At 64.0% G+C, this 15098-nt stretch carries 11 protein-coding genes; 1 reads left to right on the forward strand and 10 read right to left on the reverse strand.

Annotation, left to right across the window (positions count from 1 at the left end; translation table 11 throughout):
• Nucleotides 1–559: 559 nt before the first annotated feature.
• From IVA82_RS45835 to IVA82_RS45880, 10 genes are all read right to left on the reverse strand, one after another.
• Entirely contained in the window at nt 560–1639 is a 1080-nt protein-coding gene (locus tag IVA82_RS45835; RefSeq protein WP_247388933.1) for a zinc-binding dehydrogenase, read from the reverse strand.
• Between the two features lie 60 nt (nt 1640–1699).
• The gene (locus IVA82_RS45840; protein WP_247388932.1) at nt 1700–2641 is read right to left on the reverse strand and encodes a DMT family transporter; all 942 of its coding nucleotides are present in this window, start codon (nt 2639–2641) and stop codon (nt 1700–1702) included.
• Between the two features lie 189 nt (nt 2642–2830).
• On the reverse strand, nt 2831–3670 hold the full coding sequence (locus IVA82_RS45845) for an aldo/keto reductase (protein ID WP_247388931.1): 840 nt from the start codon (nt 3668–3670) through the stop codon (nt 2831–2833).
• Between the two features lie 261 nt (nt 3671–3931).
• Nucleotides 3932–6637, reverse strand: a complete 2706-nt coding sequence (locus tag IVA82_RS45850; protein WP_247388930.1) for a nitrate reductase — start codon at nt 6635–6637, stop codon at nt 3932–3934.
• Between the two features lie 14 nt (nt 6638–6651).
• Nucleotides 6652–7869, reverse strand: coding sequence for an FAD-dependent oxidoreductase (locus IVA82_RS45855; RefSeq protein ID WP_346658799.1), 1218 nt, complete (start codon nt 7867–7869; stop codon nt 6652–6654).
• 10 nt (nt 7870–7879) lie between these two features.
• A complete protein-coding gene (locus IVA82_RS45860; RefSeq protein ID WP_247388929.1) occupies nt 7880–8308 on the reverse strand; it encodes a globin family protein in 429 nt (142 codons plus the stop codon).
• Between the two features lie 121 nt (nt 8309–8429).
• On the reverse strand, nt 8430–9821 hold the full coding sequence (locus tag IVA82_RS45865) for an MFS transporter (protein WP_247388928.1): 1392 nt from the start codon (nt 9819–9821) through the stop codon (nt 8430–8432).
• Nucleotides 9822–10158: 337 nt separating this feature from the next.
• On the reverse strand, nt 10159–10953 hold the full coding sequence (locus IVA82_RS45870) for an ABC transporter ATP-binding protein (protein ID WP_247493942.1): 795 nt from the start codon (nt 10951–10953) through the stop codon (nt 10159–10161).
• A gap of 13 nt (nt 10954–10966) precedes the next feature.
• Complete coding sequence (gene ntrB, locus IVA82_RS45875; RefSeq protein ID WP_247388926.1) at nt 10967–11863, reverse strand: nitrate ABC transporter permease; 897 nt, start codon at nt 11861–11863, stop codon at nt 10967–10969.
• A gap of 63 nt (nt 11864–11926) precedes the next feature.
• Complete coding sequence (locus IVA82_RS45880) at nt 11927–13246, reverse strand: CmpA/NrtA family ABC transporter substrate-binding protein (RefSeq protein WP_247388925.1); 1320 nt, start codon at nt 13244–13246, stop codon at nt 11927–11929.
• A gap of 670 nt (nt 13247–13916) precedes the next feature.
• Here IVA82_RS45880 and IVA82_RS45885 point away from each other — a divergent pair.
• A complete protein-coding gene (locus tag IVA82_RS45885; protein WP_247388924.1) occupies nt 13917–14756 on the forward strand; it encodes a formate/nitrite transporter family protein in 840 nt (279 codons plus the stop codon).
• Nucleotides 14757–15098 lie beyond the last annotated feature (342 nt).

The raw sequence follows: 15098 nt of genomic DNA on the forward strand, positions 1-15098 counted from the left end.
GTCAGGGTCGTGCTTTGCTGGTCCGCATTCCCCTTGGTCGCGGCCCTTCGCTCCACCAGCTCCTTTCGCAGATCGCTCTGCCTCGTTCGCCGGCTTCGCACTGTGGCCACGTCCGACTTCCCGCGTTCGTTCGTCATCGGCTTCGGCTCCTCGCCTTCCCGATGCGGACCGAAGGCGCATGCCGCCTGCGGTCGAACGCGGGACCTCCCAGGTTCCGGCGCGGTCCCTTACTGCGTGATGGGGTCTTCGACCACGGCAGAGCGTCAGCCCCTCGCATAACGGGACCGCACATGTTGCCTTCGACGTTGCTTACCGCCTCGGCCTCTGCGAGTTTCTGTCTTTCGCGGCTCAATAGCCACCCCACAGCATCGTTGTGTACGCTTCGCTGCCGCCGTCGCCGACGACACCGCAACACTCACTACCGGGCGCCCGCTACGGCTTACCCGGACCGGACTTCCACCGGTTGGACCGCGCCAGCTTGCCTGGCGCACAAGCAATCCAGAGTCTTTTCCGCGGCGACAGACTGGATTGCTTCGCTACGCTCGCAATGACGGGTGCTTTATCGCCACGGTTGCACGATGATCTTCGTGTGCACCTCGGGATTGGCGAGATCGGCGAAGGCTTTCGCCACGCCGTCGATGCCGATTTCGGCGGTCACCATGGCGGCGGCGTCCACCTGCCCTTCCGCGATCAGGCGCAGTGACGCTGCAAATTCGTCCGGCGTGTAGCCGAGAACGTACTGAACGCTCAGCTCTTTCATGATGCCGAGCATGGGCTCGCTTCGGTCGGTCTCCATGCAGACGCCGACCACGACAATCCTTGCATCGCGCGGCGCGCCCTCGAACACCTGCTGCAACAGGCCGGGCACGCCGACGCATTCGAAGATGATCGCAGGCTTCAGTGCCGGCAGCATGGCCTGCAACGGCGGCCGCGCAGCTTTCTTGGCCTCCGACATCTGTGCGTGCTCGGCCCAGGTCGCGTAGGGTTGCGATACCCTGGGATCGACGACGATATCGGCGCCGAGCTTTGCCGCAAGCGCACGGCGTGCCGGCGAATAGTCGGCGGCGACGATCGGATGCAGGCCCTTGATCCTGAGCGCGGCGATGACCGCGAGCCCGACCGGACCGCAGCCGATCACGAGCGGCACCTCACCGCCGCGAATGTTGGCCTTGGCCACGGCGTGAACCCCGACCGCGATCGGCTCGGTCAGCGCCGCGTGTTCAGCGGCAAGACCATTGGGCACTTCGAGCAGCAGCGGCTCGCTCAGCAGCATCGCCTCGGCATAACCGCCGATATTGTCGTTGGAATAGCCGATGCCCTCGATGCCCTGCGGCGTCACGAGCGCCGGCAGCGAGCAGACGCGGGTGCCCGGCTTGAGCTTGCGCAGCGTGCCGGGCCCGTAATCGACGATCTTGCAGCAGAACTCATGGCCGAACACGACGTCGCGCGACAAGTCCATCGGCTTGCGCCCGACCTTCTGCGCCATCTCCACCATGCGATGGGCGTGCTGGCGCGCGTGCAAATCTGAGCCGCAGATGCCGCAGGTGAGGGTCTTGACCAGCACCTGGCCGGAACCCGGCTTCGGCTCCGCCATACGGTCGACGACAATCTCACCGTTCCTGAAAATCGCAGCGCGCATCCGGCTCCTCCCTTGTTGTTGGAGCGGTCGATAGCACGAAGCGGACTGCGCGATATTGCGTCAGGCGTTCGGCGAACGCTCTTCCAGGATCAGGAGCTGGGCGCGGCGGATGCGTTCGCGATGGGCGATATAGAGACCACTTGCGACAATGAAGGCCGCGCCGGTGATGGTCCAGACGTCCGGCAATTCGCCGAAGATGAAGAAGCCCAAAATGCTGACCCAGAGCAGCTGCGTGTAGGAGAACGGCGCCAGCACCGAGGCATCGCCATAGCGATAGGCGAGCACGATGATCCACTGGCCCACCGTGGACGCAACGCCGATCACGATGCCGAGCCCGATCGCGGTCCAGCTCGGCGTCACCCAGACGAACGGCACCATCACGGTGAGGATTGCGACACCGGTGAGCGCGGAATAGGCCATCGTGGTGACGACGGCTTCCCGCCCGCTGATCATGCGGGTCAGGATCAGTGCGGCGGCCCAGCAGAACGCCGAGATGATCGGGAAGATCGCGGCAATGTGGAACGCGCTCGAGCCCGGCCGCAGGATGATCAACACGCCCATCAAGCCGAGCGCCGTCGCGATCCAGCGGCGCATTCCGACCTTCTCGCTGAGGAAGATGATCGACAACGCAGTGACGAACAACGGCGAGACGAAGCCGGTGGCAGAGGCTTCCGCGATCGGCAGGAAGCCGAGGCCAGTGATGAAGAACAGCGAGGAGCCGAGCAGCGCGGCACCGCGCATCAACTGCAAACCGAGCCGCTGGGTATGCATCGCATAGACCGGCGAGCGCGGAAACATCACCGGCGTGAACATCAGCGCGAACGTGACGAAGCGGATCCAGGTGATCTCGATCGACGGCAGGCTCGTCGACAGATATTTCGCGGTGACGTCGGAGCAGCCGAGGAACACGGTCGACAACAGCACCAGCGCAATGCCCTTGAAGGGATGATCGACGCGCGCGGGAGCGCGGCGGCCGACCTTCTTCTTTTCGGGCATAGGCATGGAAATACTATCGAGCCTTGCGGCTGCGGCGGGCGGCGGAGTCACGGCTGGAACTCGGGAAAAATTGCGAATCGGGAGCGGTCGTAAAAAACGACAAATGCGCCGCTTTCACAACTTCAGAAAACAGGATGCCGATATGCGCCGATCGCCGCGCGCGTCAATATTCCATTAATAATGCGCGTTGCTGCACTACAGCATGGGCAGGCCGCGCGGCTTGGGACCGCACGGAAACGCCGCATCCAGCGCTGCAATCTCGTCTTTCGTCAGCACGAGATCGCCGGCCGCCGCGTTTTCGCCCGCGTGTTCCGCAGATGATGCCTTGGGAATTGCGAACACCGTAGTTGCACGGGTGAGGAAACCCAGCGCGACCTGACGCGGCGTGGCGCCGCGCGTTTCCGCGATGCGCGCAAGCACCGCGCCGCCCTTGCTGTTGCCCGTTGGAAAATCGTCATGGCCGAATGGCGAATAGGCGACCACCGCTGTGCCGTGTCGCTCGCACCAGGTGATCACCGCGTGCTCGATCGCGCGTTCCTTCAGATGATAGAGCACCTGATTGCAAGCGATCCTGCCCTCGCCTGCAACGTCGAGAATCTCGTCGAGGTCGTCGGCATTGAAATTGGAAACGCCCCAGGATTTGATCTTGCCGGTCTTCACCAGTTCCTCGAACGCGGCGACGGTGTCTTCCAGCGGATAGGAACCGCGCCAATGCAAGAGATAACAATCGAGCCGGTCGGTCTTGAGCCGCTTCAGCGAGCGCTCGCAGGCCGCAATCGTGCCGCGGCGCGAGGCGTTGCTCGGCAGCACTTTTGACACAAGGAACACTTCATCACGGCGGCCCGCAATCGCGTCCGCAATGACGAGTTCGGCGTCACCGTACATCTCGGCGGTGTCGATATGAGTCATGCCGAGATCGAGCCCACGCTGTAGCGCCGTGATCGCGCGCTTGCGGTCGCCATGGTCGAGATACCAGGTGCCCTGCCCGATGACGGAAACGTTTGCGCCGGTCTGGCCGAAGGGATTTTTTCGCATGTTCTTCTCCGATGCCGATCTCTCGTTCAAGCGACTGCCACGGAGAAGAGTTCAGTTCACCGACGATAGCAAGCTGTTGGACGGCAGGCACCATAGGACACAGCGGCGCGGCCGTCGATTGCGGCGGGTGTCATCGCAGAAATTCGTGCGCAACTACATCCACATCGTCATTGCGAGCGGAGCGAAGCAATCCAGACTGTCACCACGGAGAGACTCTGGATTGCTTCGCTGCGCTCGCAATGACAATGGAAAGAGCCGGTCTTAACCCGCTGCGCCCGCGAGCTTGGCCTGCTTTGGCGGCGCGGCCTCGCTCGTCGCGATCAGGCGCTTCAGCTCGGGGATGCAGGAGCCGCAATTGGTGCCGGCCTTGAGTTTTGTGCCGATCTCGGCAGCGGTGCGCGCGCCGGCGGAGATGGTGTCGCAGATCGTGCCGCGGCCGACGCCGAAGCAGGCGCAGACGATCGGGCCGGTCGAGGCGGTGCCCTCGCCCGACTTGCCGGACAGCAACATGCGGCGCTCTTCGTCGGTGACGCGGTCGGCCACGAACAGGCTCTTCACCACCTCCCAGTCGCCGGCGTCGTGGGCGGGACCGACGAACAGGCAAGTCTCGATGCGATCGCCCGCGAACGAGGCGGCGCGATAGACGCCGCCACCGAAGTCGCGATAGTCAGCGACATCCTCGCCGGCGACGCCGTCGAGCCAGGCCGGCCAGCGCGCGAGATCGGCATTGTCCGCGAAGAGATAACCGAAGCCGCCGGCGACGCTGACGCGCGTCCACAACAGGTTCGGCGGCAGGTCGAGCTGCTTTCGCGACAGCGCGAAGCCGCGGAAGACGTATTCATACGGCGCGATCGCAGCCGGCGTCGCTTTCGATTCCGGCTGCCCTGAGAACGGATCGGTGAAGGACTGCACCAGCGCACCGACGCGGCCGTGCGAGGCGTTCATCGCGCTCCAGTGGATCGGTGCGAACAGCGTGCCGCGCTGCTGCCGCTCGCTGACGACGACCTTCAGGATGCACTGGCCGTAGTCGGTGGTGATGCGGGCAAAACCATCATGGACGACGCCGAACTTGTTGGCATCGTCGGGATGGATCTCGACGAACGGCTCGGGCAGATGCGCACCCAGCCGCTGGCTCAGGCCCGTGCGCGTCATGGTGTGCCACTGATCGCGGATACGCCCGGTGTTGAGCCGCAGCGGGCGCGAGGCGCAGGTTTCGCCGCGTAGCGCCGGCACCTCCGGCGCGATGAAGCGGCCCTTGCCGTCATTGGTGAAGAAGCCGCCGCTCGCGAAGAAGCGCTCGCCAGGCGCCCCGCCTTCGCGCGCGGGCCACTGCACGGGCTTCAATGCGTCGAAGGCGTCGTCGGACAGCGAGGTGAGCGCGCCGATGTCAAAATCGCGGCTGCCATCGTTCTCGAACGCCGAAAGCGCGGCATGCTCGCGAAAAATGTCGGCGGCCGATTTGTAGTTGAAGCTGTCACCGAAGCCGAGGCGCTTGGCGGTTTCGCTGAGGATCCACCAGTCCGGCCGCGCTTCGCCCGGCGCCGGCAGGAACGAGCGCTGGCGCGAGATGCGGCGCTCGGAATTGGTCACTGTGCCCGACTTCTCGCCCCAGGCGAGCGCCGGCAGCAGCACGTGCGGGCCGGCGTCGACGGTGTCGTTGGAAAGCACATTCTCGGACACTACGAACAGTTCGAGCTTCTTCAGCGCCTCGCGCACGAAGTCCGCATCGGGCAGCGACACCGCCGGATTGGTGCCCATCACCCACAACGCCTTGACCTCGCCGCGGTCGATCGCTTCGAACAGCTGCACCGCCTTCAGGCCCTCATGGGTGGCGATGCGCGGCGCCTTCCAGAACCGGCGCACCCGATCAATATCGGGCGGGGTGAAGTTCATGTGCGCGGCGAGTTGGTTGGCGAGGCCGCCGACCTCGCGGCCGCCCATCGCGTTGGGCTGACCGGTGAGCGAGAACGGCGAGGCCCCCGGCTTGCCGATACGCCCGGTGGCAAGATGGCAGTTCAGGATGGCGTTGACCTTGTCGGTGCCCTGCGCGGACTGGTTGACGCCTTGCGAATAGAGCGTGACGGCGCGCGGCGTGTCGCGAAACATCTTGAAGAAGCTTGCAACGTCCTGCTCGGTGAGGCCGGTGGCAAGCGCGGTCGCAGTCACGCTGCCGGCAATGCTGCGCGCACGCGTGAGCGCGTCATCAAAACCCGAGGTGTTCTCTGCGATATAGTCCTGGTCCAGTGCACCGTTGTCGGCGAGATGGACAAAGAGACCTGAGAATAGCGCGGTGTCGGTGCCGGGCTTGAGGCCCAGAAACAGATCGACGTCGCCGGCCGTGTCGGTGCGGCGCGGATCGATCACGATCATGCGCGCGCCGCGCTCCTGCCGGTTCTTCAGCATGCGCTGGAACAGCACCGGATGGCACCAGGCGGCGTTCGAGCCGACGAAGACCAGAAGATCGGCCTCGTCGAGATCCTCGTAGCAGCCGGGCACGGTATCGGCCCCGAAGGCGCGGCGATGGCCGGCGACCGAGGACGACATGCAGAGCCGCGAATTGGTGTCGACATTGGCCGTGCCGACGAAGCCTTTCATCAGCTTGTTGGCGACGTAATAGTCCTCGGTGAGAAGCTGGCCGGAAAGATAAAACGCGACCGCGTCAGCGCCGTCGCGCGCAACGATGTGTTGCATGCGATGGGCGACATGGTCGAGCGCATCGCTCCAGGCGACGCGTTCGAGCACGCCCTTGCAGCGGATCATCGGATAGAGCAGCCGGCTTTCCAGCCCCACGGTCTCGCCGAGCGCCGAACCCTTCGAGCAGAGCCGGCCGAAATTGGCGGGATGATCGGGATCGCCTGCGATCGCCGCGCCGCCGTTGCCGTCGGGCGTCGCCAGCACGCCGCAACCGACGCCGCAATAGGGGCAGGTCGTCTTGGTGGTGCGCAGCGTGGGATCAATCACCGTCATCTCGAGCCGCCCCGTTAAGCTGCTTTGGAGGGACGCGCGAGCGCGCGGCCGAACATCATGTCCGTGCGGATTGCCACAACCTTTTCGCGATTGCGGATCAGCTCGAGATACCAGAGCGCATCGACGGTATCGCCGATCAGCACGGCGCCGGTGAGCCGGCCGTCGCCGATGACGAGCTTCTTGTAGGTGCCGCGCCTGCGGTCGGTGAGGACCAGGCTCTCGCTGCCCTCCCCGCCCATGAAGTCGCCGGCGGAAAACACGCTGACGCCCGAGACCTTCAGATTGGTCGAGACCACGCTGCCCTGGTAGGAAGCAGGCCGGCCGGCAAGATGCCGCGCCAGCACCCGCGCCTGCTCATAAGCCGGCTCGACCAGACCGTAGCAGATGCCGCGATGTTCGGCGCATTCGCCGAGCGCGTAGATGTCGGGCGAGGCTGTCTGCATCTCGTCGTTGACAACGATGCCGCGGTTGACCGCGATGCCGGCGTCCTTGGCCAGCGCGACGTTGGGCCTGATGCCGGCGGCGAAGATCACGGCGTCGGCTTCGATGCGGCTGCCGTCTGCCAGCTCGACGGCTTCGACGTGCCCCTCACCATGGATGCGGGCGGTCGAGGCGTTGAGCAGGATGCGGATGCCCTTGCGCTCGACCAGCGTCTTGAGCAGATCGGCGGCCGGCAGATCGAGCTGGCGCTCCATCAGCCGGTCCATCAGATGCAATAGCGTCACCGGCGCACCGGCCTTGGCCAGCCCATAGGCCGCTTCAAGCCCGAGCAGGCCGCCGCCGACTACAACGACGCGCTTCTTGACCGCCGCGAGCGTCAGCAGCAGATCGACGTCGCGGGTGTCGCGGAAGGTGTGCACCCCAGCAAGGTCGGCGCCTGATACGTTCAGCCGCAGCGGCGTCGATCCGGTGGCGAGCACGAGCTTGGAATATTCCATGCTCTCCTCGCCTTCGATCTTGAGCTCGCGGCGACCGGTGTCGATCTCGGTGACGCGGTAGCCATAGCGCACCGTGACGCCGCGATGGCGCCACCAGTCGGCGGGCCTGAGCTCGATCTCGTGCGAGCCGGTCTCCCCCGCGAGCACGGAGGAGAGCAGCACCCGGTTGTAAGCAAGTCGCGGCTCTTCGCCGATCACGGCGACCGCGTAGCGGCCGAGCGAGGTCTTGGCGAGCTCGTCGACCAGACGCGCGGCCGCCATACCGTTACCGACGATGACGAGCGGTTCACTCACAAGGCATCTCCTATTCAGCCGCCTGCGGCTGCGCGCCGTAGGCCTCGGAAATCATGAAGCCGGACAGCACGCCGTAGGCGTCGGTCCAGGCTTTTGCCAGGTCGGGCGTCCAGGCCTCGCCGAGCCCTTTTTCTAGGGTCCACAGCAAGGTCGCGCCGACCACCGGATAGTGCTCGGCCTTGGCGCCATAAGCGACGTGGCGCTTGGCCAGCGCCGAGGCCGCGGGAAGGATAGATTCCAGGTTCGACAGGCCGCCGACGACGGCGGCCAGCATGCCCATCAGCTTCTTGCGCTGCTCGGTCATGTCCTCGGGAAACATCGCGCGCACGGACGGCGCCACCTCGAACAGGCGATCGTAGAACAGCACCGCAGCCTGCGCGGAAATCGGCGCGACCTTGGAAAAGCTCTGCTGGACGAGGGTGATCTGTTCTGATGTCACGATGTTCTCCTGGCTGTTAGGTCCGCCTTTGTCCGCGCCATTGCGGAAAAAGTTCATGGGTCAAACGTTCCGGCCAATGCTTCTCCCCGCGTACGGGGAGAAGCGAGATTCGTACCAAGTGTCACACACGTGCTTCGGCGAGGCTTGGCGCGCCTTCACCCTGCGGGCTGCGACGCAGGTAGAACCACCAGGTCAGGGCGAGACAGGAGGCGTAGAAGGCGAGATAGATCGCGAGCGCGAGCTGCGGTCCGCCGGTGAGGGCGATGGACTTACCGAAACCGCTCGGGATCAGATAGCCGCCGACGGCACCGACCGCGCCGATGAGGCCGACCGCGGCACCGCTCTCGATGCTCGCCGTCTTCATGGCCAGCGCGCGCGCCGCATCGCCCTTGCCACGCACCTTGAACAGGTTCTGCTCGCGGAAGATCGAGGGGATCATGCGGTAGGTCGAGCCGTTGCCGATGCCCGTGGTGACGAACAGGATCAGGAACATCGACAGGAAGCCGATAAAATCCTTTTGCCCGACGAAATAGACCACGCCGACCGTCGCCGCCGCCATCGCAATGAAATTCCAGAAGGTGATGATGGAGCCGCCGACCTTGTCGGCCAGCCATCCGCCGAACGGGCGCGAGAGCGAGCCGACCAACGGGCCCAGGAACGCGATCGCGATCGTCACCATGGGGAATTGCGTCTTGATCAGCAGCGGGAATGCCGCGGAATAGCCGATGAAGGATCCGAACGTGCCGATATAGAGATACGCCATGATCCAGGTGTGCTTGCGCTTGACCACCGCGAGCTGGTTCTTGATCGACGACTTGGCCGTGGTGAGGTTGTTCATGAAGAACACCGCCCCGAACACCGCGATCGCGATCGGCAGCACCCACATCAGACCGGCGTTCTGAAGGAAGACGCCGTCGACGGGGCTTGCCTGGAACAGGTTGATGACGGCAAGCGTCATCAGGATTGGGGTCAGCAGCTGCACGCTGGAGACGCCGATGTTGCCGCCGGCCGCATTCAGGCCGAGCGCCCATCCCTTCATCCGGTCGGGGAAGAAGAACGAGATGTTGGTCATGCTGGAGGCGAAGTTGCCGCCGCCGAGGCCCGCGGTCGAGGCAATCAGCAGCATCAGCCAGAACGGCGTGTCGGGCTCGCTGACGAAATAGGCGAGCGACAGCGTCGGGATGAACAGGATTGCCGCGCTGAAAATGGTCCAGTTTCGGCCGCCAAAGGTCGTGACCGCGAACGTGTAGGGAAAGCGCATCAAGGCGCCGATCAGTCCCGGCACCGCGACGAGCTGGAACAGCTGGTCGGTGGTGTAATGGAAGCCCGCCTGCGGCAGCTTGGTGGTGACGATGCTCCAGATCAGCCACACCGAGAAGCCGATATGCTCGGCCACGATCGACCAGATCAGGTTACGTCGCGCGATGGTCTTGCCAGTCGCATTCCAGAACGCCTCGTCTTCGGGGCGCCAGTCTGAAATCCATGTGGAGTTCAGAGTCGGATTCTTCGTCATTGAGTATCCCTTCTAGGCTCACCGCTGCGCCGTTGCAGGCTCAGCCTCCAGGCAAGGAGGCGCGCGCCGAGGCCAAGCCCCGGTGGCGAGTTCACGATGCTGATTGATGATGTTGAGGGACGTCGTCGTTGGCGTCAGAAAAGGTGGTTCAATTTCCGTGCCAATTGCGCGCGATTGGGAAATACAGAGAATTCAGGGGCTTATTTCGCGTTGCCCGAAGCTTTTGCAGGCGGATTTCGCATGCAAATTTTGCGATTCGCTCAATCCTTGTGCGACGCACAAGAATTGAGCGCGATGTCTGTTATTTGTGCGCGCACGTCACGTATTAACGACGCGCTTACGCGGCTTCGACGAAGCGGTGTCGCTCATAGAGGAATTCGAGCACGCGCTGCCGGCACTTCAGATAGGTGGTGTTGGTGGCGAGATCGAGCCGCTTGCGCGGGCGCGCCAGCGGCACCTCCAGCACCTCACCGATGCGCGCGGAGGGACCGTTTGTCATCATCACGATGCGGTCGGACAGCAGCACGGCCTCGTCGACATCGTGGGTGATCATCAAAATGGTGTTGCCGAGCTTCTGGTGTAGCGCCATCACCGAATCCTGAAGATGCGCACGGGTCAGCGCGTCGAGCGCGCCGAAGGGCTCGTCGAGCAGCAGCACCTTCGGCTCCATGGCGAGCGCGCGGGCAATGCCGACGCGCTGCTTCATGCCGCCGGAGACTTCCGAGGGACGCTTGTCCTTGGCATGCGCCATCTGCACGAGGTTGAGATTGTGCATGACCCAGGCGTCGCGTTCGGCGCGCGACTTGGTCCTGGCAAAGACCTTGTCGACGCCGAGCCTGACGTTCTCGTAGACAGTGAGCCAGGGCAGCAGGCTGTGGTTCTGGAACACCACGGCGCGGTCGGGACCCGGCGAGTTGACCTCGCGGTTCTCCAGCAGCACGCCGCCGGTGGTGGCGCCGGTCAGGCCTGCGATGATGTTGAGCAGGGTCGACTTGCCGCAGCCGGAATGGCCGATGATCGAAACGTATTCGCCCTTCTCGATCGTCAGGCTGATGTCCTTCAGCACCTCCGTGGAGGCGGCGCCGCGGGTAAAAACCTTGTCGATGTGGTCGAGCTTCAGATAGGCGGTCATGTGCTCTCTCCCCTCAGTTCTGCGCGGTGCCGCGGGTGACGATCTTGCCGAGGCCTGCGATCAGGCGGTCGAGCACGAAGCCGATGATTCCGACGTAGAACAGTGCCAAGATGATCTCGCTGATGTGCGAGGAATTCCAGGCATCCCAGATGAAGAAGCCGATGCCGACGCCGCCGATCAGCATCTCCGCCGCGACGATCGCGAGCCACGACAGGCCGATGCCGATGCGAAGCCCCGTGAAGATATAGGGCGCCGCCGCCGGGATCATGATCTTGCCGAAGAACTCGAGCGGATTGAGCTGCACCACTGCCGCGACATTGCGATAGTCCTGCGGGATGTTGCGGATGCCGACCGCGGTGTTGATGATGATCGGCCAGATCGAGGTGATGAAGATGACGAAGATCGCCGAGGGCTGGCCGTCGCGGAACGCCGCGAGCGACAGCGGCAGCCAGGCCAGCGGCGGGATTGTGCGCAGCACCTGGAACAGCGGATCGAGCCCGCGCATCGCCCAGACTGATTGCCCGACCAGCACACCGAGCGCGATGCCGGCGACCGCGGAGAGCGAATAGCCGAGCGCGACGCGCTGGAGACTGGCGGAGAGATGCCAGAACAGACCCTTGTCGATGCCGCCATGGTCGAAGAACGGATCGAGGATCAGCTCCTTGGTGTCCTTGAACACCTTTGATGGCGGCGGCAGCGCCGAGCCCGCGCGGCGGCAGATGAGCTCCCATACCAGCGCCAGCAGCGCGACCACGACCAGCGGTGGGATGACGCGAACGGCGGTCTCCCTCGCCATCCGCGCGTACGTCTCGCGCCGTGGCGGCCGCTTCGGCGTCATCGCGACGACCGGCGCGGCGGGGCCCGCAGGCGTCGCGGTCTCAATGTCCATCTTGGTGGCAGGCATGTTCATTGCAATCTCTCTCCGGCTTCGCAAGGACTATGCGGCCGCCCACCGGGCGGCCGCTGGCTCCCATCAGACTTCGACGCGCTTGATCGCGAGCGATTTCAGATAGGCGGCCGGATTTTCGGGATCGAACACCTTGCCGTCGAAGAAGGTCTCCTTGCCGCGCGAGGTCGAGGTGGGGATCTCTGAGGCTGCGACACCGAGCGTCTTGGCCGCATCGCGCCACATGTCTTCGCGGTTGACCTTCGCAATCAGCGCCTTGCTGTCGAAGGTCGGCTCGTACTTGCCCCAGCGGATGTCCTCCGTCATGAACCAAAGGTCGTGGCTCCTGAACGGATAGGAGGCGAAGTCGCGCCAATACTTCATGATGTGCGGCGAATTCTCGATCACCTTGCCGGGAAGACCGTAATCGAACTTGCCGGCGGTGCGGTCGAGCACGTCTTCAACCGGGCAGTTCATCCACTGCCGCTTGCCCATGATCGCGGCGAGCTCGGGCTTGTTCTCGGCCTTGTCGGACCATTGCTGGGCTTCCATCACGGCCATCAGCATCGCCTTGGCGGCCTTCGGATATTTGTCGACGAAGGCTGCGCGCATGCCGAAGGATTTTTCGGGATGCTTGTTCCAGAGCTCGCCGGTGTTGATGGCGGTGTAGCCAATGCCCTGGTGGATCAGCTGCAGGTTCCAGGGCTCGCCGACACAGAAGCAGTCCATGGTGCCAACCTTCATGTTGGCGACCATCTGCGGCGGCGGCACCACGATGGTTTCGATGTCCTTGTCGGGATCGATGCCGCCGGCCGCGAGCCAGTAGCGGATCCAGAGATCATGCGTACCGCCGGGGAAGGTCATCGCCGCCTTCAGGGACTTGCCGGAGGCCTTCTTCTTCTCCAGGGCAGCCTTGAAGGGAGATGCATCGACGCCGAGCTTGAGGTCGGCATACTCGTTCGCAACGGAGATGCACTGGCTGTCGAGATTGAGCCGCGCCAGGATGTACATCGGCGTCGGCTGGTTGTTCTGGGTCACCTTACCGGCGGAGATCAGATATGGCATCGGGGTGAGAATATGCGCGCCGTCGATGCCGTTGCCTTCGGAGCCCAGCACGAGGTTGTCGCGTGTGGTGCCCCAAGACGCCTGCTTCTGCACGTCGACGTCGGGCATGCCGTATTTGGCGAACAGGCCCTTGTCCTTGGCGACGAACAGCGGGCCCGCGTCGCTCAGTGCGATGAAGCCGAGCTTGGCGCCCTTGACCTCGGGGCCCGCATCCTGCGCGAACGCGCCGGCCGGGAAATTCAGTTTGGCGGCGGCGAGAAGTGAGGCGGTGCTGCCGGCCGCCTTCAACAATTGACGGCGGCTGAGGCCACTCTCCGAGGGCCGGCGAATGCGCTTGGTCATAACTGGTGTCGTCCTTTGCGTCGTTGCGAATGATTGCGTCAGTGCACACGAGCAGCCCGTCCGTCCGGCGACGCCTGAAGCAGCGCATGCGAACGCGCGACGGGGAAACCCCCGCCTGGTGGCGTCGGCAATTCGGATGAGAAGTCTCGCGGGACGGCTTCAATGGCGTCGGCCTGGAACTATTCAAGCTTCATGCCAAGCGCGCCGTGGCGGAAAACCTTGGCTAGTGAGTGGGTTACGAAGGCTGTGCCAGACTGTCGCAGGCGTTGTTCCGCACGGGAAATTTGCGATCTGCCCACTCGGTGTGCAGCGCACAAGACTTATGCAATCGCTTAAGCAAAGGGCCGCAGCGCACGCAAAAGCCGGACCGGCGAGCGCACCATCTGTTTGATATTACTCTGTTTCCTTAACCGGCTCACTCGGCACGCAATTTGCATTTCCATGGACGTCAACGAAGACTGCGGCTTGCCGCATTGTTGCAGCCGCTGGCGGCTGTAGCCCGGAAGCTCAACAGCTTTACGGCCTCCCCGGCTCGGTCGTCGTGACGCGATTCCCAAGGCTTCCAAAGCTCTCCAGACCTCGTGCGCGGCAGACCTGTCCGCACGGCCAATGATGTTCAGCCGCGCTCCTGGGCGTGGCGATCCCACTTACGAAGCAAAAGGAACCATTGATGTCGTATCTCGCGCCTTCGGAATTCGTCACCAAGATGGTGGATGCAGGCGAATCCAAGATCTTCATGTCCACCCGGGATACCATCATCCGGGCCTACATGGCCGGCGCCATCCTCGCGCTGGCGGCATGGTTCGCCGTCACCATCAACGTGAACACGGGCCAGCCGCTGATCGGAGCGCTGCTGTTTCCGGTCGGATTCGCCATGCTGTACCTGCTCGGCTTCGATCTCCTGACGGGCGTGTTTGTTCTCTCGCCGCTGGCGCTGATCGACAAGCGCCCGGGCGTCACGTTTGGCGGCCTGCTGCGAAACTGGGGCCTCGTCTTCGTCGGCAACTTCGCCGGCGCGTTCACCGTGGCTTTCATGATGGCCTTCGTCACCACGTTCGGCTTCACGCAAGACCCCGACAAGGTCGGCGCCGCCATCGGAAACATCGGCGAAGGCCGAACGCTCGGCTATGCCGCGCATGGCGCCGCCGGCATGGCGACCCTGTTCATGCGCGGAATGCTCTGCAACTGGATGGTCTCGACCGGCGTCGTCGGCGCCATGATCTCGACCTCGGTCTCCGGCAAGGTCATCGCGATGTGGATGCCGATCCTGGTGTTTTTCTACATGGTGTTCGAGCATTCCGTCGTGAACATGTTCCTGTTCCCCTCGGGCCTGATGCTGCACGCAAAATTCTCGATCATGGATTATCTGATCTGGAACGAGATCCCGACCGTGCTCGGCAACCTCGTGGGCGGTCTCGCCTTCACCGGCATGACCCTCTACGCCACGCACGTCATGACCCTGCCGAAGCGCCAGGCCGGCAAGGCTACGCCGTCCCGCGTTGCGGCCTGATCGAACCTGTCTCGACAGGGGAGCCTCGCCCGGCCAGGGTGAGGCTCCTCTGTCCCGGCCGGGCGATCGCATCTGGATTTCACGCGGATTGTCCGCGGGCTTGCTCGGCCTCTGCCGCTTGCGGGAGAGGCCGACGCGCTCGCAGAGCGCGGCGGGTGAGGGCTCTCGCCACGAAGGGATGTCCTCCGCAATCATCAACAGTCCCGACGCGGAGACACCCCCACCCCAGCCCTCTCCCGGCAGGCGCAGGGCTGTCCCGGGAAAATCACACATAGATGAGCTCCAGCTGGTCGAGAGAGAACCTGGGCTTTGGCTTGCTGGGATTGACTGGCGGAGGCTTGT

Origin of the sequence: Bradyrhizobium sp. 142 (genome assembly GCF_023074015.1) — a bacterium.
Taxonomy (GTDB): Bacteria; Pseudomonadota; Alphaproteobacteria; order Rhizobiales; family Xanthobacteraceae; genus Bradyrhizobium.